The sequence below is a fragment of the Polaromonas sp. YR568 genome (genome assembly GCF_943371715.1).
Taxonomy (GTDB): domain Bacteria; phylum Pseudomonadota; class Gammaproteobacteria; order Burkholderiales; family Burkholderiaceae_C; genus Polaromonas.
Map to the genome: position 1 here is coordinate 90633 of NZ_CALRVW010000014.1, position 22626 is coordinate 113258.

Here is a 22626-nt window from a genome sequence, read left to right on the forward strand (position 1 = left end):
CTCTCCGTGCCGGCGCCTCCTGCGCCGCTGCAGGTGCCGCGCGCCAGCCTGCTGGGCCTGATGGCCTGGGGCGTCCTGCTCGCGTTGCTGGCCTTGTCGTGGAAGGGCGCGGACATGCGCCCCCTGGACCTGCTGCGCGATTCCGGCAACATGGCCGAGTACGCCGCCAGCTTCTTCCCGCCCAACTTCAGCCAGTGGTCTTATTACCTGGAGGAGATGGTGGTCACGGTGCAGATCGCGCTGTGGGGCACGGCCTTGGCCGTGGTCTGCGCGGTGCCGCTGGCCCTGCTGTCCTCGGCCAATATTGCGCCGGTCTGGGTTCGCCAGCCCATTCGTCGCCTGATGGATGCGGCACGCGCCATCAACGAGATGGTGTTTGCCATGCTTTTCATCGTGGCCGTGGGCCTGGGCCCGTTTGCCGGCGTGCTGGCGCTGTGGATTCACACCACCGGCATTCTGGCCAAGCTGTTTTCGGAAGCGGTGGAATCGATTGACCCGCAGCCCGTCGAGGGCATACGCGCCACGGGTGCCCATGCGCTGGAGGAAATCCTCTACGGCGTGATTCCGCAGGTGCTGCCGCTCTGGATTTCCTATACGCTGTACCGCTTCGAGTCCAACGTGCGTTCCGCTTCGGTGGTGGGCATGGTGGGCGCCGGCGGCATCGGCGTCGTGTTGTGGGAGATCATCCGCGGCTTTCAATATGCCGAGACCTGCGCCGTGATGATCATCATTGTGGTCACCGTCAGTGTGATCGACCTGATCTCGGCGCGTATCCGCAAAGCCCTCGTCTAGGAACTGCCATGGCCCTGAAAGTTGAGGAAATCACGGCGCTGTTTCAGACGCGGGGAGCCGCGCAGTACGGCGGTGAGGCCATCAACCAGCTGCAGCACGCACTGCAGTGCGCCCATTTCGCCGAGCGCTCGTGCGCATCCCCTGAACTGGTTGCGGCCGCGCTGCTGCACGACCTCGGCCATTTGCTCGTTCAGCGGGAACCGGCGAAGGAGGGCGGTGTTGACGACCTGCACCAGTTCCTCGCGCTGCCGTTTCTACGCGGCGCATTTCCGGACGCCGTGCTCGAACCCATTCGCATGCATGTTGACGCCAAGCGTTATCTCTGCCACGTGGACAACGCTTACCAGGCCAGCCTGTCACCGGCATCGCAGCGTAGCCTGGCGTTGCAGGGCGGTCCGTTGTCCGGGGAGGAAGCCGCCGCGTTCATGGCGCAGGCCTTTGCCGCCGATGCGGTGGCGCTGCGGCGCTGGGACGACCACGCCAAGGATCCCGCAGCGGCCCCGCCCGATTGGGCCCACTACCGCGTGATTCTGGAGCAGGCTGCCTCCGCCGGCCTGGCTGAACCGGTCAGGTAGTCCGCCAGACGCTGGCCGGCGACGGCCAGTGCTTCATTGTTGACGATCACACAGTCGGCTGGCATGCCGGCAAAAGTTGCGTTGCGCGCCAGCCGCTCGGCAACCGCCATGTCGCTATCGCGTCCCCGCTGCGCGAGGCGGATGGCCAGGCGTTCCGGATCGGTGCTGATCTGCACTACCCGCGTATCAAATGAAGGCGACAGGCTGTTGACATGTGCGCGTGAGCCGTTGACCACCACGAGGCAGCCGGCGCTGACAGCGTCGGCGTAGTGGCTGGCGATCCCGTAGCAGAAGCCGTGCGCCTGCCAGTGCCAGCTGAGGCCGCCCGACTGCAGCAGTCCGGCAAAGGCCGGTGCGGTGACCGGATCGTGATCCGAGCCCGGCTGCACGGGGCGCGTCACCATGCGGCGTGCAAAAACGATGTCGGACCGCCCGACCAGCGCCTGCCGCGCAGCGTCGATCACGCTGTCCTTGCCGGAACCGGAAGGGCCGCAGACAAACACCCAGAGGCCGCTCATGCCCCCAGCCTGACATCCATGACACGCTGAAACGGCGCGCCCGGGCTGCGTTCGACAAACAGGCAGAGCCGGTCCAGCACCAGGGGGGCCTGGGTGTTGAGTCGGTCCACGTCTGCAGCGACCGCCCGACTGACCTGTCGGGCAAGAGTCGCATCGACCGGGCCGGTCAAGGTCAGATGCAGGCGAAACCTGTCCATCACATAGGGGTAGCCATACAGGTCCAGCAGCTCGGTTTCGCGGGCGTCCAGCGGGGCGGCGCGGCGGCGGGCAAGCTCTGCCGCCTCGGGAGGGGCGCGCAAGTCGTCGAGTCCGGCCACACAGGCCGCCGCCAGTGCCTGCAGGCCGTCGGGCTCAGTCGCCGGAACCAGCGCCACGAAGTTGCCCAGCGCGGCGGCACGCAGCGGGCCCAGCGCCACCGGTGCCAGCGTCTGCGCCAGCCTGCCCAGGCGAGCCACCAGATAGGACTCGTCGTGCGCGGCTGACAGCCTGAAGGGCGCTTTCAAGGTGGCGTGGAAGCCGTAACGCCGCGGTTCCGCGGTGATGGCGGCAAACTCTGCCGGTGGCAAACCTTCCAGCAAGGGCTGGGGCAGCGCCGTGCTGTCGTGTTCGTTGCGGCCCAGCCAGTGCGCGCCAAACGCCCACCACGGTGAGTGCCGGTCCGGCGCAAAATAGATGGCGTAACGCGCGCTCATGCGAGCGCTCCTGGTTCATGTCCTGCATTGATCACCAACTGGACCCGGTCGCCGGAAAACACGGTTTCCCCGTACTTGATCGGCAAGCCGGCCATGTCGACGTCCAGACATTCAACACACAGCACGGGCCGCGTCAGCGGCTGCTTCAGCAGGCGCGCGGTTTCAGCGGACGGCATCTGGGTGGTGACGCGGCTTTCGGCGCGCACATAGTCCTCGACACCAAAGTGCCGCAGGATGTCGGTGGTGCAGGTGCCGCTGCCAAGCATGTCGAGCAGGCCGGCGAATCGCCCGGCAGGGTAGTAGGCCGTGGCCAGTGCGATTGGCTGCTCGTTGGCCTCGTCGAGCATTTCCACCATCAGCACCTTGTCACCCTTGCCCAGCCGGAGTTCATGCGCCGCACGTTCGGGCGCGGGCATCTCCCGGGCGGTGAGCAGCTGTTTGCTGGGCAGCAGCCCCTGGCGCTGGAGGTTTTCGCTGAAGCGTGTACGGCGCGACAACACGTAGTCGAGCAGTTCGTGCTGGACGAAGGTGCCACGGCCTGGTTCGATCCGCACCAGGCCATCACCCTGCAGGGCGGCGACCGCCTGGCGCAGCGTGTGGCGGTTCACACCAAAACGTGTGGAGAGTTCGTTTTCACTGGGCAGACGCCCGGTCGCCGTGAAGGCGCGGTCACGAATTTCGGTGCCCAGTGTGTCGGCAATCTGCCTCCACACAGCCACACCGCTGCGCCGGCCGGGCGCGCTGGAAAGAGGGCGTTCGCTTGTCATCATTTGGTCATGTTGTCCGGTTGAACTAGGGTCTTCCTGCAGCCCTTGTGGCTGTCGGTTGTTTGCAGTGACCAACCCAACTCTAGTGACTGATTTAGACATCTGTATGACAAACGCGTCGATGAACCCCAACCATGAACCCCGCAGGCGCTGGCTCGCCGTGCTGGCACGCGCCACCCGGCCCGATCTTGAAAAGGCGTGGGCTCTCCTGGGCGACCTGCCACCGCTGGAGCATGTCCGGCCTGCCGAATCGGGCATGGTCATGCTGCGCGGCCGGGTCGGGGGGACCGGCGACGCCTTCAACCTCGGGGAGGCCAGTGTGACGCGTTGTGCCCTGCGCGTCGGCCCGGGAGCACTGGGCGTGGGTTACGCCCTGGGGCGCGACCGCCGCAAGGCCGAACTGATTGCCGTGGTCGATGCGCTGCTGCAGGACCCTGCACGCCACGCGGACATCATGCATGCGTTGGTCGAGCCGCTGGCCAGGCAACAGGCCGGTCAGCGGGACGCGACCAGCCGCGCGGCGGCCGCCTCGAAAGTCGAATTTTTCACGTTTGTGCGGGGCCAGGCATGAATCAGAACCAGCCACTGAGTGCCGGCTTCGCCGATCCGGTGCATGACGCACAGACTGCTTTTCGCCGTGTGCTCGATGCGCTGTCGCGGCCGGGCCGGCGCTTCGTTCTCGGCGGCGCGGTTCCGGGTCTGGCCCTGGGCCCGGCCATGGCGCATCTGCTGCTCGCGCTGACCGACGACGACACGCCGGTATGGTGGCAGCGCGAGGAGGGCGCCGCCCCGGACTGGCTGCGTTTTCACACCGGTGCGTGCCGGGCGGCCGCACTGCCAGAGGCCGCGTTTGCCGTGATTCTGGATGCGGCGAGCCTGCCGCTACTGGACAGTTTTGCGCCGGGTTCGGCGCAGGCGCCGGAAGGCTCGGCCACCTTGCTGGTTGAAGTGCCCTCGCTGGATGACGGCCCGGCCGTCGAGTGGCGTGGTCCCGGCATCCAGGACATGCAGACGGTGCGTATTGCCGGCCTGCCCGACCACTTCTGGACGCAGTGGCAAGCCAACCACGCCGCGTTTCCACAAGGGGTGGACATTGTTTTTACCTGCGCCGACAAGGCGCTGGGGCTGCCGCGCACGACACGCGTGCGGCGTCTGGAGGGGATTTGACATGTATGTAGCTGTGAAAGGCGGCACCGCCGCCATCGAGAACTCCTGGCAGCTGCTCGCCGCCCAGCGCCGCGGTGATCCTTCGCTGCCGGAACTGTCGGTGGACCAGATCCGCACGCAGCTCTCGCTGGCGGTGGATCGCGTCATGTCCGAGGGCTCGCTGTACGACCCCGAACTGGCCGCCCTGGCGATCAAGCAGGCCAGTGGCGACCTGATCGAGGCGATTTTCCTGCTGCGTGCCTACCGCACCACGCTGCCGCGTTTCGGCTACAGCCTGCCGCTGGACACCGGCCGGATGCAGCTGACACGTCGCGTCTCGGCCACTTTCAAGGATGTGCCTGGCGGCCAGGTGCTGGGTGCCACCTACGACTACACCCAGCGCCTGCTCGACTTTGCCCTGCTGGCCGAAGGTGGCGGTGACCAGGCGCCGCCGGCGCCCCCGGCCGCGGCGCAGGCTTTGCCGGCCAGCATGCCGCGTGTCAATGAACTGATGGCGCGTGAAGGCCTGATGGAGACACCGCGCCCCGTTGCCGACAGCGAGCCGGGCGACCTGACGCGTGAGCCACTGATGTTTCCGGCCGACCGGCCGCTGCGCCTGCAGGCCCTCGCGCGCGGCGACGAGGGGTGGTTGCTGGGGCTCGGTTATTCCACCCAGCGCGGTTATGCCAATGCCCATCCGTTTGCCGGTGAAATACGGCGCGGCGCCGTGTCGGTGGAAATTCTGGCCGACGAACTGGGCTTCGCGATTGACATCGGCGAGGTGGAGGTCACCGAGTGCCAGATGATCAACCAGTTTGCCGGCAACCGCGAGGTGCCGCCGCAGTTCACCCAGGGCTACGGCCTGGCGTTTGGCGGGGCCGAACGCAAGAGCATGGCGATGGCGCTGGTCGATCGCGCACTGCGTGCGCGCGAACTGGGCGAGCTGGCCGTGGCGCCGGCGCAGGACGAGGAGTTCGTGTTGTCCCATGCCGACAGCCTGGAGGCCTCCGGCTTTGTGCAGCACCTGAAGCTGCCGCATTACGTGGACTTCCAGTCCGAGCTGGAACTGGTGCGCCGACTGCGTGCCGCCCATGCGCAGGAAGGCAAGGACGGCCAACACGCGGACCCGGGCCCTGCAGCACCCACCCACCCCACCGAACCGGCGATACGCAAGGCAGCATGATGGACGAACACTACAACTTCGGATTCCTGGACGAGCGGACCAAAAAAATGATCCGCCGCGCCATGCTCAAGGCGGTCGCCATCCCGGGCTACCAGGTGCCTTTCGGCTCGCGTGAAATGCCGTTCGCCTACGGTTGGGGCACTGGCGGGGTGCAGGTCACGGCCAGCATCATTGGCCGCGATGATGTGCTCAAGGTGATTGACCAGGGGGCGGACGACACCACCAATGCGGTCAACATCCGTCGCTTTTTTGCGCGCACCACCGGCGTGCCAACGACGGAAAAAACCGCCGAGGCCACCATCATCCAGACACGGCACCGCATCCCGGAAGCCACCCTGACCGAGGCGCAAACCATTGTGTACCAGGTGCCCATGCCGGAGCCGCTGTTCCGCCTCGAGCCGCGCCGCCTCGAGACCATCACCATGCACGCACTCGGGGAATACGGCCTGATGAACGTCAAGCTCTACGAGGACATCGCCCAGCTCGGCGCCATCTCCAAGACCTACGACTACCCGGTGCTGGTTAACGAACGCTACCTGACCTCGCCTTCGCCGATACCGAAGTTCGACAACCCCAAGATGCACATGAACCCGGCACTGCAACTGTTCGGCGCCGGCCGGGAAAAGCGCATTTACGCCATTCCGCCCTACACCGCGGTGCGCAGCCTGGATTTTGAGGACCACCCGTTTGAAGTGCAGCGCTGGGAACATGCTTGCGCCCTGTGTGGCGCGGCGGAAAGTTTTCTCGACGAAATGATTGTGGATGACGAAGGCAGCCGCTTGTTTGTCTGTTCCGACAGTGACTACTGCAGCGGCCGCCGCGAGGCCGGCCATGTCGGCACGCAGCAGGCGGTGCAGATGCCGGACGCGCTGGCGCGCCTGGCGGTGGAGGGCGCGCGATGAGCAGCGATCTTCTCCTGTCCGTACGCAACGCCGGCAAGCAGTTCATGCAGGGTCAGCGCCTGCGCTGGGCCTGCCGCGGCGTGAGTTTTGACCTCTATCCCGGCGAGGTGCTGGCCGTTGTCGGTGAATCCGGCTCCGGCAAGTCCACGCTGCTGCGCCTGCTGGCGTCGCGCCTGGCGTGCGACGAGGGTTCGGTTCATTACGATCTGCGCGAGGAGGCCGGCAGCGGCGCGTCCGCGTCGCGCGGTACGTCCGGGCTGGTGGATCTGGCCGGGTTGTCCGAAGCGCGGCTGCGCTGGCTGGCCCGCACCGACTGGGGTTTTGTCGAGCAGCATGCACGCGACGGCCTGCGCATGAATGTGTCGGGCGGCGCCAACATCGGTGAACGCATGATGGCCCTGGGCGCACGCCACTACGGCAAGCTGCGCGGCGAGGCCCTGAGCTGGATGGAACGTGTCGAACTCGACGTGGACCGCATCGACGACCTGCCCGGTACCTACTCGGGCGGCATGCAGCAGCGCCTGCAGATCGCGCGCAACCTGGTGACCCATCCGCGCCTGGTATTCATGGACGAGCCGACCACCGGACTCGATGTCTCGGTCCAGGCGCGGCTGCTCGATCTGCTGCGCGAGCTGGTCGACCAGCTGCAGCTGGCGGCCGTGATCGTCACACACGACCTCGCGGTGGCGCGCCTGCTGGCGCACCGCATGCTGGTCATGAAAGACGGCTGCGTGGTCGAGCAGGGCCTGACCGACCGCGTGCTCGACGACCCGCAGCATCCCTACACCCAGCTGCTGGTGTCTTCCGTTCTCACCCCCTGATCCGCCACCTGGGCATCCCCATGACTTCTGTTCTTGAAACCAGTGAACTTTCCAAGACCTTCACCCTGCATGCACGAGGCGGCCTGGCCCTGCCGGTGTTTTCCGGCATCAGCCTGAGCGTCGCCCCCGGCGAATGCCTGGCGCTGACCGGCCATTCCGGCAGCGGAAAAAGTTCGCTGCTGCGCTGCCTGTACGGCAATTACAGCGCCAGCAGCGGAGAGGTGCGCATCCGCCACCAGGACCAGTGGCTCAGTCTGTCGGCCGCCGCACCACGCGAGGTGCTGGATGTGCGGCGCCGCACACTCGGCTATGTCTCGCAGTTCCTGCGCGTGATCCCGCGGGTCTCGACGCTGGACATCGTGGCCGAGCCACTGCGCCGCCTCGGGGTGGCCGCCGACGATGCGCGCGATCAGGCCGCGCAATGGCTGGCGCGGCTGAACCTGCACGAACGCCTCTGGCATTTGCCGCCCGCGACATTTTCCGGCGGTGAGCAGCAGCGCGTGAACATCGCGCATGGACTGATTGCCAACCATCCCGTGCTGTTGCTCGACGAACCGACCGCCTCGCTGGATGCCGACAACCGCCGCGTTGTGGTGGAGCTGATCCATGCGGCACGTGCACGCGGGGCTGCCGTCGTCGGCATTTTTCACGACGACGAAGTGCGCGAAGCGGTCGCCAGCCGCTGCCTGGATGTCGAACACTATCGAAAATCAAACTGAACCGGAAGATCCCCATGAAGCAGAAAATCATCAGGAACGCAAGAATTGTCACGGCCGACGAAGAGTTCACCGGCTGTCTGGTGGTCGAGGGCGGCCTCATCCGCTCGATAGACCGCGGCGACACCTCGGTCACCGGCGCGGAAAACTGGGCCGGCGACTGGCTGCTGCCTGGCCTGGTCGAGCTGCACACCGACAACCTCGAAAAACACTTGGTGCCGCGGCCCGGCGTGTTGTGGAACGCCCATTCCGCCACGGTCATGCATGACGCCTTGTGTGCGGCTGCCGGCATCATCACCGTGCTTGATTCGGTCGTCATCGGGGACATGGACCAGGGCGGCACCCGCAGCCAGACCCAGCATGTGTCGATCGAGGCCCTGCACGAGTGCCGCGCCGAAGGCCTGCTGCGGGTCGAGCACCTGCTGCACCTGCGCTGCGAGGTCTCGGCCCCCGACATCGTGGAGGTGTTCGAGCACTATGCCGACGACTCCCTGCTCGAACTGGTCAGCGTGATGGACCACACGCCGGGCCAGCGCCAGTGGCGCGACCTGAGCAAGTACCGGCGTTATGCCGAGCGTTACGGCAGCTTCAACGACGCGGAATACGACGCCCTGGTCCAGGAGCGCCGGGAACACCAGGAGCGTTTTGCCATTCCCAACCGCGCGGCCGTCATTGCCGGCAGCCGAGCCCGCGCGCTGCCGGTGGCGAGCCACGATGACACGGAAGTGGCGCATGTGGAGCAGGCCAGCCAGGAAGGCATTGCCATCTCTGAATTCCCGACCACTGTGGCCGCCGCGCGGGCGGCCCGCGCGGCCGGCATGGGCATCGTCATGGGCGGCCCGAATCTGGTCAAGGGCGGATCGCATTCGGGCAATGTGTCGGCGGCGGAACTGGCGCAGCTGGATTTGCTCGATATTTTTTCGTCGGACTATGTGCCCGCCAGCCTGCTGCAGTCGGCGTTTTTGCTGCGCGACACGGCCGGCTGGGGCCTGCCCAAGGCGGTCAACACCGTCACGCGCAACCCGGCCCGCGCCATTGGCCTGACCGACCGCGGTGAGCTGGCCCCCGGCCTGCGCGCCGACCTGATCCGGGTCCGGATGAGCGGCGACATGCCCATCGTGCGGGCGGCCTGGCACCAGGGCGTGCGGGCCTTCTGAGGCGGGCGGCGCGGGAATGTGACACGATGGACGGATGTGTCATCCGGGCGCCTACAAACGATCGGGCACTTGGCTGACTTTCCGGAATTTTTCGCCTCTCCTAAAGTTCAGCCATTGCTTCACCCGTTCATGTCTGTGCCACCGTATGTACAAGGAGTTGCCATGCAAGTCGACGCGCCCGGCGCCAATCCTTTCATGTTGATGATGACGCCCCAGAAGGTGCTGGAGGCGATGGCGCAGTCCGACGCCCTGCGCCGGCTGCAACATCAGGTGTTTCACCCGCTGGACAGCCGTCCCGCGTTTCAGGGTGATGCCGAACTGGCCGCCTTTGATGCGGCGATCGAACGCGCCAACCTGGTTCTTCCCGAAGAGGACAACACGCCGCCGGCGTGAGGACCTGCCCGTTCAGGGCGCCCGAGCCGGTTCCTTCACCGGCTCGCGCATGGTGACAAACTCTTCTGCCGCCGTCGGGTGGATGCCGATGGTGCTGTCGAAAATGGCCTTGGTCGCGCCGGCCTTCATGGCCACGGCAAAACCCTGCACCACCTCGCCCGCGTCGGCCCCCACCATGTGCAGGCCGACCACGCGGTCGGAGGCGTCGTCCACCACAAGCTTCATTAGCGTGCGTTCGGTGCTGCCGCTCAGGGTGTGTTTGAGCGCCTTGAATTCGCTGCGGTAGATGCTGACCTTGCCGAACTCCTTGCGCGCATCGGCTTCCGAATAACCCACGGTGCCAATGTTCGGATGCGTGAACACGGCCGTCGGGATGAAGTCGTAGCTCATGCGACGCGGCTTCTTGCCGGCCGCGGCGCCAAACAGGTGGTCAACCACCACCATGGCCTCGCCCAGCGCCACCGGCGTCAGCTGGATGCGTGCCGTCACGTCGCCCAAGGCGTAGATCGACGGCACGGCGGTCTGGTAGTGGGCATTGACCTCGATCGCCCCTTGCGCAGTGAGCGGCACACCCGCGTTTTCCAAGCCCAGGCCGGCCACATTGGGCAGGCGGCCGGTCGCGTAGAGTACGGCATCAACCGTGGTGCTGCTGCCGTCCTGCAGCTGCACGAGCAGCCCGTCGGCCGCCTGGCGGATGGCTGCCACATCGGCGTGCAGCCGCAAGTCGACGCCGGTCTTGACCATTTCGGCGGCCACGAAGGCCCGCACTTCCGCGTCGAAGCCGCGCAACACCTGGGCGCCGCGGTACAGCTGGGTGACCTGGGCGCCCAGGCCGTTGAAGATGGAGGCGAATTCGCAGGCGATGTAGCCGCCGCCTACCACCAGGAGGCGCGCCGGGAAGGGATCGATGTCGAAAATCTGGTCCGAGGTGATGACCAGCTCGCGGCCCTGCACCTCGGGCAGGCTGGGCCGGCCGCCGGTGGCGATCAGGATGTGTTTGGCGGTGTAGCGGCTGCCTTCGACCTCCACCGTGTGGGCGTCGGCCAGGGTGGCCCAGCCCTCGATGATCTGCACGCCCGAGCCCTGCAGCAGCTGCAGGTACACGCCGTTGAGGCGCGAGATCTCCAGCGCCCGGTTGGTCTTGAGCCGCGCCCAGTCGAACACCGGCGCCGCGCCGGTCCAGCCGAAGCCGTGTGATTCCTCAAAGGCTTCGGCATAGTGCGCCGCGTAGCTGTAGAGCTTTTTCGGAATGCAGCCGACGTTGACGCAGGTGCCGCCCATGGCAGCCACCTCGGCCAGCGCTACACGTGCGCCGCGCTGCGCGGCCATGCGTGCGGCGCGCACGCCGCCGCTGCCACCGCCGATGACAAACAGGTCAAAGTCAAAATTTTTCATGGGTCGTGTTCTGTGTTCTTGCCGGAAAGAGCCCAAGCATGCCTGCAGTGCCGTGTGCCTGCAAGGCGCGGGGCTTTTGATATAAAAATGATAGCTGCTTGCGCTCTACCCGCCTGGGCTGCGCCCTGATTTAATGCTTGAGTCGCTGATCCGTCGCCGGCGTTCAGGTCTGAAACTCCCGCAGTTCGTGCCTGATCCATTCGATGAAGACGCGCGTGCGCATGGGCAGCAGCCGGGCATGCGGGTAGACCACGTTGATCGGGCGGACCGCCGGCTCGAACGCTTCAAGAACGGTGCGCAGCTGTTTGGTTTTCAGGAAGGGCGCCACCTGGTAGGAAAAAAAGCTGCCCAGACCGACGCCTGCAACACAGGCCTGCACCGCAGGGGCATTCTGGTTGAACTCCAGGTTGCCACTGACGGCCAGCCGCAGCGGCCGGCCGTGGTCGTTGAAGGGCCCCCAAGTCGGTGCGTGGTCGGTGACACGCACGCAGTTGGCCTTGAGCAGGTCCCGGGGATGCGCGGGTGCGCCATGGCGCCGCAGCCAGGCCGGACTGGCCACTACCACGCGCCGGATGTGTCCCACCGGCTGGGCGACCAGGCTGGAGTCGTCGAGAGCGCCAATGCGGATGCCGACATCCATGCCTTCCTCCAGAAGGTTGACCACGCGGTCTGCCAGCACCACGCTGCAGCGCATTTTTTCGTGTTTCTGCACAAAGCGGGTCACGGCGGGCGCTACATGCATCTGGCCGAACAGCATGGGTGCGGTGATGGTGAGGTGGCCTGCCGGCTCGGCTGCGTCGGCCGAGAGGGCCGCTTCCGCGTCACCGAGCGCCGCGAGGATCTGCCGGCAACTGTCCAGGTGGCGCCGGCCCTCGTCGGTCAGCGAGATGCGCCGCGTGGTCCGGTTGAACAGCCGCACGCCGAGCTGTGCCTCGAAAGCGGCGAGTGTGCGGACCATGGCGGGCAGGGAGGACGCCATGACCCGCGCCGCGGCCGTGAGGCTGCCTTCCTCGGCGATGTGGATGAAGGCCTGCATGGCCCGAAGCTTGTCCATGCACGAGATGCTAATCCATATTCATCCGTTTATCGGAGGAGTCAAATGCATTTGACGCCATTTATTCAGGATATCGAATCAAACAGAATCCGGGCTTCACGCCAACTGGCATAACTTTGCAGAAAGACCCGCATGACTTCGACACCTGCTTCAACACCTCCTTCGACGCCGAGTTCCAGCCACAAAACGCTTCCCGCCCAGCCGATCAAGCTTTACCGGTCCGTCATTTCCGGCCACTCGCACCGGGTGGAGTTGTTTCTTTCGCTGCTGGGCCTGCCTTTCGAATGCGTGGACATCGACCTGGTGGCCAAAGGCCACAAAACGCCGGCGTTTCTCGCGATGAACGCCTTCGGCCAGGTGCCGGTCCTCCAGGACGGCGACATCACGCTGGCCGATTCGAACGCCATCCTGGTGTACCTCGCCGGGCGTTATGCCGCCGATGCCGATGCCTGGTTGCCGCGTGAGCCGCTGGCGGCCGCCGGTGTGCAGCGCTGGCTGTCGGTGGCTGCGGGCCAGCTCGCTTTCGGGCCGTCGGCGGCGCGTGTGGCCGAACTGTTCAAGCGGCCAGCCAACACGGAAGCGATTGAGCGCGCCCACGCCCTGTTCGCGGTGATGGAGCAGCATCTGGGCCGGTCCGCCTTTTTGGCCGGCAGCGCACCGACCCTGGCCGACATCGCCAACTACAGCTATGTGGCGCGTGCGCCGGAAGGTCGCGTTTCGCTGGAGCCCTACCCGAACCTGCGCGCCTGGCTGGCCCGCATCGAGGCCTTGCCTGGTTTTGTGCCCATGGTCAAAACCCCCATCGGGCTGGCGGCATGAGCCGGCAGCCCGTTCCCAAGGCGGCTACCGCAGCGCATGGTGCGCAGGTGAGCCCATGAGCGCTCCCACGTTTCACGAGGGCGAACGTGCGGTGCAGGCGCGTGTGGGCGTGCAAGAGCGGCTCGCTGAGCTCGGTCCGCGCGTGATCCGCGATTTCATGCCGGACCAGCATCGCGCATTTTTCGGGCAGCTGTCGTTTGTAATCGCCGGCACCCTGGATGCGCGCGGCCAGCCCTGGGCCTCGGTGTTGGCGCAGCCGCCGGGCTTCATGCGCTCGCCTCACTCGCGGCAGCTGGACGTTCGCGCGCAGCCGCTGCCCGGTGATCCGCTGGCCGCCAACCTGGCAGAAGGCGCGGCCATCGGCTTGCTGGGGCTGGAGCCGCACACACGGCGGCGCAACCGCATGAACGGCGTGGTGCGCGGAATGAGCGCATCGGGATTTTCGGTGGACGTTGGCCAGAGTTTCGGCAACTGCCCCAAGTACATCCAGGCGCGCGAGCCGGTGTATCGCGAAGACCGCGCCGCAGCCGCGCCGGTGGTACACGAGTGGTTGCAACTCGACGACGCGGCGCGCCGCATCATCACCAGCGCCGACACGTTTTTCATCGCCACAGCCTACGCCGGTGACAGCGTGCAGGCGGGACGTGCCGCGGGCGTGGACGTGTCGCACCGCGGCGGCAAGCCCGGCTTTGTGCGCCTGGGTGAGGGCGGCGTGCTGACGGTGCCGGACTTTGCAGGCAACTATTTCTTCAACACGCTGGGCAATCTGGTGGTGAACCCGCGTGCCGGGCTGCTGTTCATTGATTTTGAAAACGGTGACCTGCTGTACCTGGCCGTCACGGCCGGCATCGTCTGGGACGGCCCCGAGTTGTCATCCTTTGCCGGTGCGCAACGCCTGATGCGTTTCAAGGTGCAATCGATGCGGCTGGTGGCGTCTTCTTTGCCCCTGCGCTGGGGCGAGGCGGAGCTGTCTCCGGTGCTGCAGGGTACCGGCGCCTGGGCCCCACGCTGAGTCGCCTCAGCCGAGGGCTTCCAGCGCGAGTTCGCGCTCCAGCCAGGCGCGGAATTTTTGCACCGCCGGCCGCTGCGCGCTGTGGGCCGACGTGACGATGTGGTAGCCCAGGCCCGCTACCGTCTGGCCGGGCAGGACGACGTTCAATTGGCCGCTGCCCAGCAGCGGCAGCACCAGCGGCGTGCGACCGATGGCCACCCCGGCGCCCTGCACGGCGGCTGTCAACACATGTTCGTATTGAGAAAAATACAGGCAAGGCTGCCGGGCCGACGGCGGCAGGCCCAGGCGCGCGTACCAGGCCGTCCAGGACATCCACGCAAAGCGCGTGGCGGGGTCGTGGTACACCAGCAGCGGCGTGTGCAGGATGTCGGTGGCGGTGTGGATGCGCGCCGCGACGGCCGGCGCGGCGACGAGCAGCGCTTGTTCCTGCAGCAGGGGTGGCGGGCCTTCGCCGGCGGGCAACACTGGTTTGAGCCGCACGGCCAGGTCCATGCCTTCGCGCTCCAGGTTCAGCCGGGCTTCCGAGGCGTCGACGCGCACGTCAATGGCCGGCTCCAGCCGCTGGAATGCCGCGAGTTTGGGCGCCAGCCACAGCGCGGCGAATGAGGGCGTGGTGGTGACCGCTACCGACGTCCTGTCGACCGCCAGCAGGCGGTCCACGGCCGAGGCCAGTTGCGCCAGCGCCGCGCGCGCGGCCTCATAAAGCTCGCGGCCCTGCGGCGTGAGGCTCAGCCCCTTGCCGCCGCGCAGGAACAGCGCCGCGCCCAGCGCGTCTTCCAGGGTTTTGATCTGCTTGCTGACGGCCGACTGCGTGATGCACAGCTCCTCGGCCGCTGCCGTGAAGCTCAGGTGCCGCGCCGCCGATTCAAAGCCGCGTATCGCGTCCAGCGACATGGCGCGCAGCGCATGGGAAGAAGAAGGGCTCAGCATGGCATGAATGGCAGGAATACCCCGGATGACAAACCATCCGGCCGCGCGGGCCGGGACGAGGGAAGAATCAAACCACACTTTCCAGGGAGTCCGCCATGTGTGCCATTCAAACCCCACAAACCCCGTTGACGCTCGGGTCCATCCCCAAACCTCTGCGCCTGCGGCGCGCCCAGGTCCTGACCTGCACCGGGGGTTGCCTCTGGATCACCAGCGATGCGCTGGCCGGACGCCGGGACAGCGACATCGTGCTCGAGAGCGGCCAGTCCTTTGTCACGCCGCAAGCCGCAACCTACTTTGTGGGCGCCCCGCGCGGTTGGGGCGTGCTGTCATTGGCATCCCCGTCCACCCCTGCCCGAAACCCACTGGAGACAACATGCTGATAGAAACCGGACGCCATGGCCAACAGGTGGTGCTCACCCTCAACCGCCCCGACAAACTCAATGCGCTGAGTTACGAACTGATCGACGAACTCATGGACAGGCTCAACGCCCTGGAGCGTGACGACAGCGTGCGCTGCCTGGTGCTGACAGGGCAGGGGGAGAAAGCCTTCAGCGCAGGCGCCGACGTCGCGGGCTTCGCGCCCGACATCGCCGCATCGCCGGAGGTGGCCTGGCGCAACTTCGTCATGCGCGGCCAGGCCCTGACGCGGCGCATCGAGAACTACCCCAAACCCATCATCGCAGCCGTCAATGGCATCGCCTTCGGCGGCGGTTGCGAAATCATGGAGGCCTGCAGCCTGGCGATTGCGGCCGGCCATGCGCGTTTTGCAAAACCCGAAATCCGACTCGGTTTTCCTCCCCCTTTCGGCGGCACGCAGCGCCTGCCACGCCACATCGGCCGCAAGCGCGCCAACGAGATGATCCTGACCGGCGACGCCATCAGCGCCGAGGAAGCCCTGTTGCTCGGCCTCGTCAACCACGTGGTGCCGGCCCATGAACTGTTGCCGGCCTGCCTGCAGATGGCAGACCGCATCGCCGAGAACTCCGCTGTGGCTGTGGCGGCCTCGCTGCGCGCCGTGACGCGTGGGCTCAATGTGTCTATCGACGAGGGTCTGGCCATCGAGGCGGGCCAGTTCATGGTTGCGGTGGCTTCGCAGGATGCGCGGGAGGGCACGGCCGCCTTTCTTGAAAAGCGCCGGCCGGTGTTCTGCCACCACTGACGCGCTGTTTCAGCCGCCGGACCGGTGACCGGCGATGACTCCCCGTCTGGCGCTTTACCTCGCGGCGGCGGCGCGGGTGCGGCCGTAGTGGCGCGTCAGCTCGATGCTGGCCACACAGACGGCCAGCCAGGCCGAGCCGGAGGCAAACCCGGCGAGCACGTCGGTGGCGAAATGAACCTGCAGAAACACCCGGCTGCAACCGACCGAAAATGCCAGCGTGGCGGCCAGCAGCACCAGCGGCAGGCTCGCGCGCCGCGCCATGGCCGGCGGCAGGCTGTGGATCAGGACGTAGGCCAGCATGCCGTAGACCACCACCGAGCCGGAGCTGTGCCCGCTCGGGAAACTCCAGCCGTCCGCGTGCACCAGGGCGCTGTCGTGCACCGGCCGGGTTCTTTCAAACAGCGCCTTGAGCGTGGTGTTGAGCAAGGCGTTGCCGCTGATGGCCAGCACCCAGCCCAGCGCCAACCAGCGCCGGCCGCGCAGCAGCAGCACCGTCGCCACCACCACACCCCAGGCCGTCAGGGTGGCGGTGTCGCCGAGCCGGGTGATCCACGCGAAGACCTGCAGGGCCCACCCGGCGGTGCTGGCGTGAAGCGCGTCTGAAAACAGCTGGTCGAGCTGGACGGCGCGTGGGCCGTCGCCGAGGACCTCGGCGATTTCGGCAAAAACGGCTGCCGCCGCCACCAGCACGGCAAACCCCGATGCCAGCCGGATCAGCAGGAAGGCGCCGGCCGGCAGCGTGCTGGTCTTGCCGGGCACGGCGTAACGCTGTGCCAGCCACCACAGCAGGGCGGTAACCGGTAGCAGCAAGGCCAGCAGCGCAAAAAAGAGCGTCAGGCCCAGGTCGCCCAAGGCCTGGACCAGGGCGGCTGGAGTGTCATCAAAAGGCATGGTCGGGTAAGGCTGGGGCAGCTGGCTAACAGAAACGGGCGTTCCGGCAAGCTTACGCTGTGCGGGGCGTCCGTGGCCCCTGTCGGCGCCGTCGGCGCTGGCCAAGCCTGAAATGCTATCAATAAAGTAGCCTTTGGCGCCCGCTGCACAAGGGCTACAGCCTGTTTTTATTCATCTTTTGCGCACCAGTGGCGGGGGTGTTGCCTGCGCCCGCCAAAGGGCTCTCAAGGCAGGCCAGGGGGCTGGAAGAGCCCCAGCGTCGATAATCAGGGGATGACTTCTTCCCCTTCGACTTCCGGCGCAGCAAGCACCGACTTCAGCACGCTGCCGCTCAACCCTGCGATGCAGGCCAATCTCAAAACCCTCGGTTACCTGGCCATGACCCCGATCCAGGCGGCCAGCCTGCCGCTGGCGCTGGCCGGCAAGGACCTCATCGCGCAGGCCAAAACCGGCAGCGGCAAGACCGCCGCCTTTGCCATTCCCCTGCTGGCCAACCTCAATGCGCGGCGTTTTGCCGTGCAGGCCATGGTGCTGTGCCCGACACGCGAGCTGGCCGACCAGGTCGCCACGGAGATCCGCCGCCTGGCGCGCGCGGAGGAAAACGTCAAGGTGGTGGTGCTGTGCGGCGGTGTGCCGCTGCGCAACCAGACCGCGAGCCTGGAAAACGGCGCCCACATCGTCGTTGGCACGCCGGGCCGCATCATGGACCACCTGGCGCGCGGCCACCTGAACCTGGAAGCCATGAACACCCTGGTGCTCGACGAGGCCGACCGCATGCTGGACATGGGGTTTTTTGACGACATCGCCACCGTCGCCAAGCAGTGCCCGAAAGAGCGCCAGACCCTGCTGTTTTCGGCCACCTACCCGGAAGGCATTGCGAAAATCAGCCAGCAGTTCATGAAGACGCCGCAAACCATCACGATGCAGGCGCAGCATGAAAAAACCAAGATCCAGCAGCGCTGGTACCAGGTGCCGGACAGCGACCACGACGAAGCCCGCCTCGGCGCCGTCGCGCAGGTGTTGCGCCATTTCCGCCCGGCCAGCACGCTGGCGTTTTGCAACACCAAGTCGCAGTGCCGCGCACTCGTGGCCTACCTGAAAGAACAGGGCTTCAGCGCGCTGGCGCTGTTTGGTGAACTCGAGCAGCGCGAGCGCGACCAGGTGCTGGTGCAGTTTGCCAACCGCAGTTGCTCTGTGTTGGTGGCCACCGACGTGGCGGCGCGCGGCCTGGACATCGCACAGCTCGAAATGGTCATCAACGTCGACGTGACGCCGGACGCCGAAGTGCACATCCACCGCATCGGCCGCACTGGTCGCGCCGACGAGGAGGGCTGGGCCATCAGCCTGGCGAGCATGGACGAGATGGGTTACGTGGGGAAAATCGAGGTGCTGCAGAAGGCTGAGTCCGAATGGCACAAGCTCAGCGAACTGACGCCGGCGAGCAACGAACCGCTGCTGCCACCCATGGTGACCCTGCAGATCGTCGGCGGCCGCAAGGAAAAAATTCGCGCCGGCGACGTGCTGGGCGCGCTGACCGGTGATGGCGGCAATGTGCCGCCTTTCACGCGCGAGCAGGTCGGCAAGATCAACGTCAACGAGTTCTCCACCTATGTCGCCGTGGACCGCGCGATTGCCAGCCAGGCCCAGCAAAAGCTGGCCACCGGCGGCGTCAAGGGCAAAAGCGTCAAGGTGCGCTTCATGGATGAGGCCTGAGCGGTCGCGCTGTGACAGCCGGCGCGCCAACTGCATCCGGGCTGGCCGTGGTGGTGGGCGCCGGCGGCGCGCTGGGCGCGGCCCTGCTGGCGCAACTGCGGCGCGACGGGAGTTATGCCCGCGTGCTGGGTCTGGGCCGGACGGGCGAGCTCCGCATCGACTATGCGGACGAGGCCAGCATCGCCGCTGCGGCGCAGGCCGTGGCCAGCCTGCGCGACGAGTCCGGTATGGAACTGCGCCTGCTGGTGGTGGCGACCGGTTTTCTTCATGGTCCGCAAGGCCAGCCGGAACGCAGCTGGCGCCATCTCGATGCCGGCTACCTGCAGCAGGTCTTCCTGGTCAACACCTTCGGCCCGGCGCTCTTGATCAAACATTTTTTTCCGCTGCTGCCGCGCCAGGGGCGATGCGTCGCTGCGTTTGTGTCGGCCAAGGTTGGCAGCATCGGCGACAACGCGCTGGGGGGCTGGTACGGCTACCGGGCCTCGAAGGCGGCGCTCAACCAGCTGGTCAAGACCGCGGCCATCGAGCTGACACGCAACAACCCGGAAAGCATGTGTGTGGCGCTGCACCCGGGCACGGTGGACACGCCGCTGAGCCAGCCCTTTGCCAAAACCGGACTCACCGTGCGCCCGCCGCGCGAAGCCGCCGCTGATCTGCTGGGGGTGCTGGCGGGTCTGGCGCCGGCCGATAGCGGGGCGCTGCTGGACTACCGCGGGCAGACCTTGCCCTATTGAGAATTCAATACAAAAAAGGCCATCAGCCCTTGCCTGAATTACGCAGGCGGCTATAAAAACAGGAGCGAACGGCGCTCCGCTTCTGCGCCCGTCGACAGCCCGGAGCATCACCTGCGGATGTCTGTAGGCGGCCAGGCCTGGTGCGCGTCGGACCCGGCACCCGGCGCGAATGCGACGACGTCGCCAAGCGTCATGGCCGTTTCGCCCGTTCGCGTCCGCGGCCGGTTGTTGCCCCTCAAAATGAATGCGGCACGGCGCTGTCTGCGGATTTCGCATGTCACGCCACAGCGCCATTTCTCCACGAAGGCCGTCCGCCTCACACAGGCCGGGCTGCCGCATCACTCCAGGAAGACACTGTATGGTCAGGCTTAAATTTTCCATTGAACTGAATTACCAGGTGGCCGATGCCGGCTGCGATTTCATTTTCAACATCCATGCGGCCCACACGCCCGAGCAGGCGGTGGTCAGCGAAACCCTGGGCATCAGCCAGGTCCTGCAGCCCGAGTTTTATACCGACGCCGTCAGCCGCAACCGCTACCTCAAGTTCAGGGCCCTGCCCGGTCCGCTGACGGTCAGTTACGGTGCGACGGTGGATATCCGCCACCATGTGGCGCAACCCGACCAGGTGGCCGAGGTCGGTGTGTTGCAACTGCCCGGCGCGGTGCTGCCTTACCTCTACCCCAGCCGCTATTGCCAGTCCGACAGGCTGCACCGGCTGGCGGTCAAGGAGTTCGGCCAGCTGCGCCAGGGTTACAGCCGGGTCCAGGCGATCCGCGACTGGGTCAACCAGCGCGTGAGCTTCATGTCCAACAGTTCCACCGGCAACACCACGGCGATCGACACCCTGATCGACGAGGCCGGTGTCTGCCGCGATTTTGCGCACCTGATGATTGCACTGTGCCGCGCAGTCAACATCCCGGCGCGTTTTGTCAGTGGCATCGACTACGGCGCCGATCCGGCCCTGGGTCCGACCGATTTCCACGCCTATGTCGAGGTTTATGTGGGCCACCGCTGGTACATGTTCGACCCTTCGGGCACGGCGATTCCGATGGGGTTTGTGCGCCTGGCCACCGGCCGCGATGCGGCAGACGCCGCGTTTGCAACCATGTTCGGCGGTGTCAGCTCGTCGGCGCCGGTGATCAGCATCGAGGCCTTGCCCGATGACCAGGGCCAGCTGGTGGTGCCCCAGCATGTGGCCGAGGCGCTGTCGACCGACGGAGCGGCAGACAACCAGTAAGCCAGCAAGTTGGCGGGGCTGACCGGCTTGCCCGGTTCTCGCCCGCCGCTACTTACGCGTCAGGCGCTGCCGCAGCGCGCCGGCGCCGCTCCATGTATGCCTGCAGCTCGCCGACCACACCCTTGCGGAATGCCAGCACGCAGATCACAAAAATCACGCCGATGATCACGGTGACCCACGAGCCGACCTTGTCGGCCAGCAGGTTCTGCAGCGAGATCACGATGCCGGCGCCGAACACCGGGCCGAAGAAGGTGCCGACACCGCCCAGCAGCGTCATCAGGATGACTTCGCCCGACATCGACCAATGCGCGTCGGACAGGGTGGCAAAACCCATGACCAGGGTCTTGAGCGAACCGGCCAGGCCGGCCAGCGCTGCCGACAGCACAAAGGCCAGCAGCTTGTAGCGGTCCACCTGGTAGCCCAGCGAAATTGCGCGGGGTTCGTTTTCACGGATCATCTTGAGCACCTGGCCGAAAGGCGAGCGCACGATGCGTGAAATGGCCAGGAAGCAGCCGACAAACACCGCCACCACCAGGTAGTACATGGCGGTGTCCGACTCCAGCGAGAACAGGCCGAAGAGCGCGCCGCGCGGCACGCCCTGCAGGCCGTCCTCACCGCCGGTGAACGGCGCCTGCAGGCAGACGAAATACACCATCTGCGCAATCGCCAGCGTGATCATGGCGAAGTAGATGCCTTGGCGCCGGATGGCAACCACGCCGACCACCAGGCCGATCAGGCCCGAGGCGACGACACCGGCGACGATGCCGAGCTCGGGCGTCCAGCCCTGCGACTTGACGATCCAGCCGGTGACGTAGGCGGCCGAGCCGAAAAACGCCGCATGGCCGAAGGACAGCAGGCCGGTGAAACCGAGCAGCAGGTTGAAGGCGCAGGCAAAAATGGCGAAGCACAGCAGCTTCATGACAAACACCGGGTAGAGGCCGAGCAGCGGCGCCACCAGCGCCAGGATCAGCAGCGCGATGTAGGTGATTCGAATGAGTTTGGCGGCTTGGGTCATCTGCTTGTTGTCAGGGGAGGAAGTGATGGCAGGGCTCATGGCTCAGGCCTCCTTGCCGAACAGGCCGGCGGGCCGGAACATCAGCACGATGACCATGATGACAAACACCACAATGTTGGACGCTTCGGGGTAGAACACCCGTGTCAGCCCTTCGACGATGCCCAGGCCGAGGCCGGTCAGGATGGAGCCCATGATGGAGCCCATGCCGCCGATCACGACCACGGCAAACACCACGATGATCAGGTTGGAGCCCATCAGCGGGTTGACCTGGATGATGGGTGCGGCCAGCACACCGGCCAGCGCGGCCAGTGCGGCGCCGGCGCCGTAGGTCAGCATCACCATCATGGGCACGTTGATGCCGAAGGCCTGCACCAGCGCGGCGTTTTCGGTGCCGGCGCGCAGGTAGGCGCCGAGCCGGGTGCGCTCGATCAGGTACCAGGTGCCCAGGCAGACCACCAGCGACACCAGCACCACCCAGGCGCGGTAGTTCGGCAGGACCATGAAGCCCAGGTTGGTCGCGCCCGAGAGCAGCTCAGGCACGTTGTAGGACTGGCCCGAGGCGCCGTACAGCTCGCGGAACACACCCTCGAGAATCAGCGCCAGACCAAAGGTCAGCAGCAGGCCGTACAGCGGGTCGAGCTTGTACAGGTGTTTGAGGAAAAGACGCTCGATGACCACGCCGAGCGCGCCCACCAGCAGCGGCGCCAGGATCAGCGCCGCCCAGTAATTGATGCCGAACTTGTCGAGCATGATCCAGGCGGCAAAGGCGCCCAGCATGTAAAGTGCGCCGTGCGCAAAATTGACCACGCCCAGCAGGCCGAAGATCACCGCCAGCCCGAGGCTGAGCATGGCGTAAAACGCGCCATTGACCAGGCCCAGCAGCAGCTGGCCCAGAAAGGCTTGATGGGGAATGCCGAAAATTTCCATGGAGACCCGTCAGTTCACGCTGTGAGAGTACAAACAATATCTAAGTAAAAAGTGGCCGGCCGCGCTGCGGCCGGCCAC

Annotated in this window: 26 protein-coding genes; 17 read left to right on the forward strand and 9 right to left on the reverse strand. The window is 66.2% G+C overall.

Going from position 1 to position 22626, the window contains the following annotated elements; all coding sequences use genetic code 11:
- The first annotated feature begins 60 nt into the window (after positions 1–60).
- Positions 61–792 carry a phosphonate ABC transporter, permease protein PhnE gene (gene phnE, locus AAG813_RS12035; RefSeq protein WP_324487701.1) on the forward strand — a complete coding sequence of 244 codons (732 nt, stop codon included), beginning with the start codon at positions 61–63 and terminating at the stop codon, positions 790–792.
- Between the two features lie 8 nt (positions 793–800).
- Positions 801–1367 carry a phosphonate degradation HD-domain oxygenase gene (locus tag AAG813_RS12040; protein WP_341915321.1) on the forward strand — a complete coding sequence of 189 codons (567 nt, stop codon included), beginning with the start codon at positions 801–803 and terminating at the stop codon, positions 1365–1367.
- Here AAG813_RS12040 and phnN read toward each other — a convergent pair.
- The 3 genes from phnN to phnF are packed head-to-tail and all read right to left on the reverse strand — an operon-like array spanning position 1310 to position 3347.
- Positions 1310–1885, reverse strand: a complete 576-nt coding sequence (gene phnN / locus AAG813_RS12045; protein WP_341915324.1) for a phosphonate metabolism protein/1,5-bisphosphokinase (PRPP-forming) PhnN — start codon at positions 1883–1885, stop codon at positions 1310–1312. The genes AAG813_RS12040 and phnN overlap by 58 nt on opposite strands.
- Complete coding sequence (locus AAG813_RS12050) at positions 1882–2577, reverse strand: DUF1045 domain-containing protein (protein WP_341915327.1); 696 nt, start codon at positions 2575–2577, stop codon at positions 1882–1884. The genes phnN and AAG813_RS12050 overlap by 4 nt, the downstream gene beginning before the upstream one ends.
- On the reverse strand, positions 2574–3347 hold the full coding sequence (gene phnF / locus AAG813_RS12055; RefSeq protein ID WP_341915330.1) for a phosphonate metabolism transcriptional regulator PhnF: 774 nt from the start codon (positions 3345–3347) through the stop codon (positions 2574–2576). Before phnF ends, AAG813_RS12050 begins: the two co-directional genes overlap by 4 nt.
- Positions 3348–3450: 103 nt before the next feature.
- On the opposite strand from phnF, the gene phnG reads away from it, so the two are divergent.
- The 8 genes from phnG (at position 3451) to AAG813_RS12095 (ending at position 9662) form a co-directional block, all read left to right on the forward strand.
- Positions 3451–3915 (forward strand): phosphonate C-P lyase system protein PhnG, encoded by a 465-nt coding sequence (phnG, locus tag AAG813_RS12060; RefSeq protein ID WP_341915334.1) that lies wholly within the window; start codon positions 3451–3453, stop codon positions 3913–3915.
- On the forward strand, positions 3912–4511 hold the full coding sequence (gene phnH / locus AAG813_RS12065) for a phosphonate C-P lyase system protein PhnH (RefSeq protein WP_341915337.1): 600 nt from the start codon (positions 3912–3914) through the stop codon (positions 4509–4511). Before phnG ends, phnH begins: the two co-directional genes overlap by 4 nt.
- A 1-nt stretch (position 4512) precedes the next feature.
- On the forward strand, positions 4513–5673 hold the full coding sequence (locus AAG813_RS12070; RefSeq protein ID WP_341915341.1) for a carbon-phosphorus lyase complex subunit PhnI: 1161 nt from the start codon (positions 4513–4515) through the stop codon (positions 5671–5673).
- Complete coding sequence (locus AAG813_RS12075; RefSeq protein WP_341915344.1) at positions 5670–6575, forward strand: alpha-D-ribose 1-methylphosphonate 5-phosphate C-P-lyase PhnJ; 906 nt, start codon at positions 5670–5672, stop codon at positions 6573–6575. Before AAG813_RS12070 ends, AAG813_RS12075 begins: the two co-directional genes overlap by 4 nt.
- Complete coding sequence (phnK, locus tag AAG813_RS12080; RefSeq protein ID WP_341915347.1) at positions 6572–7396, forward strand: phosphonate C-P lyase system protein PhnK; 825 nt, start codon at positions 6572–6574, stop codon at positions 7394–7396. Before AAG813_RS12075 ends, phnK begins: the two co-directional genes overlap by 4 nt.
- Positions 7397–7416: 20 nt before the next feature.
- Positions 7417–8115 (forward strand): phosphonate C-P lyase system protein PhnL, encoded by a 699-nt coding sequence (gene phnL / locus AAG813_RS12085; protein ID WP_341915351.1) that lies wholly within the window; start codon positions 7417–7419, stop codon positions 8113–8115.
- Positions 8116–8129: 14 nt separating this feature from the next.
- Complete coding sequence (locus AAG813_RS12090; protein ID WP_341915354.1) at positions 8130–9269, forward strand: alpha-D-ribose 1-methylphosphonate 5-triphosphate diphosphatase; 1140 nt, start codon at positions 8130–8132, stop codon at positions 9267–9269.
- Between the two features lie 162 nt (positions 9270–9431).
- The gene (locus tag AAG813_RS12095; protein ID WP_341915357.1) at positions 9432–9662 is read left to right on the forward strand and encodes a hypothetical protein; all 231 of its coding nucleotides are present in this window, start codon (positions 9432–9434) and stop codon (positions 9660–9662) included.
- 12 nt (positions 9663–9674) lie between these two features.
- Here the strand turns inward: AAG813_RS12095 and gorA are convergent, their stop codons facing one another.
- Positions 9675–11057 (reverse strand): glutathione-disulfide reductase, encoded by a 1383-nt coding sequence (gorA, locus tag AAG813_RS12100; protein WP_341915361.1) that lies wholly within the window; start codon positions 11055–11057, stop codon positions 9675–9677.
- Between the two features lie 163 nt (positions 11058–11220).
- On the reverse strand, positions 11221–12111 hold the full coding sequence (locus AAG813_RS12105) for a LysR family transcriptional regulator (RefSeq protein WP_341915364.1): 891 nt from the start codon (positions 12109–12111) through the stop codon (positions 11221–11223).
- 132 nt (positions 12112–12243) lie between these two features.
- Here AAG813_RS12105 and AAG813_RS12110 point away from each other — a divergent pair, with 132 nt between their 5' ends.
- Both AAG813_RS12110 and AAG813_RS12115 read left to right on the forward strand, forming a co-directional pair.
- A complete protein-coding gene (locus AAG813_RS12110; protein WP_341915367.1) occupies positions 12244–12930 on the forward strand; it encodes a glutathione S-transferase in 687 nt (228 codons plus the stop codon).
- A gap of 55 nt (positions 12931–12985) precedes the next feature.
- Positions 12986–13942: a pyridoxamine 5'-phosphate oxidase family protein gene (locus tag AAG813_RS12115; protein WP_341915371.1), complete on the forward strand. Its 957-nt coding sequence runs from the start codon at positions 12986–12988 to the stop codon at positions 13940–13942.
- A gap of 6 nt (positions 13943–13948) precedes the next feature.
- On the opposite strand, the gene AAG813_RS12120 is transcribed toward AAG813_RS12115, so the two are convergent.
- Positions 13949–14872 (reverse strand): LysR substrate-binding domain-containing protein, encoded by a 924-nt coding sequence (locus tag AAG813_RS12120; RefSeq protein WP_341915374.1) that lies wholly within the window; start codon positions 14870–14872, stop codon positions 13949–13951.
- A gap of 95 nt (positions 14873–14967) precedes the next feature.
- Between AAG813_RS12120 and AAG813_RS12125 the strand changes: the two genes are divergently transcribed.
- Both AAG813_RS12125 and AAG813_RS12130 read left to right on the forward strand, forming a co-directional pair.
- The gene (locus tag AAG813_RS12125) at positions 14968–15252 is read left to right on the forward strand and encodes a DUF2917 domain-containing protein (protein ID WP_341915378.1); all 285 of its coding nucleotides are present in this window, start codon (positions 14968–14970) and stop codon (positions 15250–15252) included.
- Positions 15246–16031 (forward strand): crotonase/enoyl-CoA hydratase family protein, encoded by a 786-nt coding sequence (locus AAG813_RS12130; protein ID WP_341915381.1) that lies wholly within the window; start codon positions 15246–15248, stop codon positions 16029–16031. Before AAG813_RS12125 ends, AAG813_RS12130 begins: the two co-directional genes overlap by 7 nt.
- 54 nt (positions 16032–16085) lie before the next feature.
- On the opposite strand, the gene AAG813_RS12135 is transcribed toward AAG813_RS12130, so the two are convergent.
- A complete protein-coding gene (locus tag AAG813_RS12135; RefSeq protein WP_341915384.1) occupies positions 16086–16922 on the reverse strand; it encodes a phosphatase PAP2 family protein in 837 nt (278 codons plus the stop codon).
- 273 nt (positions 16923–17195) lie between these two features.
- Here AAG813_RS12135 and dbpA point away from each other — a divergent pair, with 273 nt between their 5' ends.
- The 3 genes from dbpA to AAG813_RS12150 all read left to right on the forward strand — a co-directional run bounded on the left by dbpA (position 17196) and on the right by AAG813_RS12150 (position 20606).
- Entirely contained in the window at positions 17196–18635 is a 1440-nt protein-coding gene (dbpA, locus tag AAG813_RS12140) for an ATP-dependent RNA helicase DbpA (protein WP_341915387.1), read from the forward strand.
- 11 nt (positions 18636–18646) lie between these two features.
- On the forward strand, positions 18647–19369 hold the full coding sequence (locus AAG813_RS12145) for an SDR family NAD(P)-dependent oxidoreductase (RefSeq protein ID WP_341915390.1): 723 nt from the start codon (positions 18647–18649) through the stop codon (positions 19367–19369).
- Positions 19370–19727: 358 nt separating this feature from the next.
- Positions 19728–20606 (forward strand): transglutaminase family protein, encoded by an 879-nt coding sequence (locus AAG813_RS12150; protein WP_341915393.1) that lies wholly within the window; start codon positions 19728–19730, stop codon positions 20604–20606.
- A 52-nt stretch (positions 20607–20658) separates the two neighbouring features.
- Here AAG813_RS12150 and AAG813_RS12155 read toward each other — a convergent pair whose 3' ends face one another.
- On the reverse strand, positions 20659–21621 hold the full coding sequence (locus tag AAG813_RS12155; protein WP_341915406.1) for a branched-chain amino acid ABC transporter permease: 963 nt from the start codon (positions 21619–21621) through the stop codon (positions 20659–20661).
- A 42-nt stretch (positions 21622–21663) separates the two neighbouring features.
- A complete protein-coding gene (locus AAG813_RS12160) occupies positions 21664–22548 on the reverse strand; it encodes a branched-chain amino acid ABC transporter permease (protein WP_096699924.1) in 885 nt (294 codons plus the stop codon).
- Between the last annotated feature and the right edge of the window lie 78 nt (positions 22549–22626).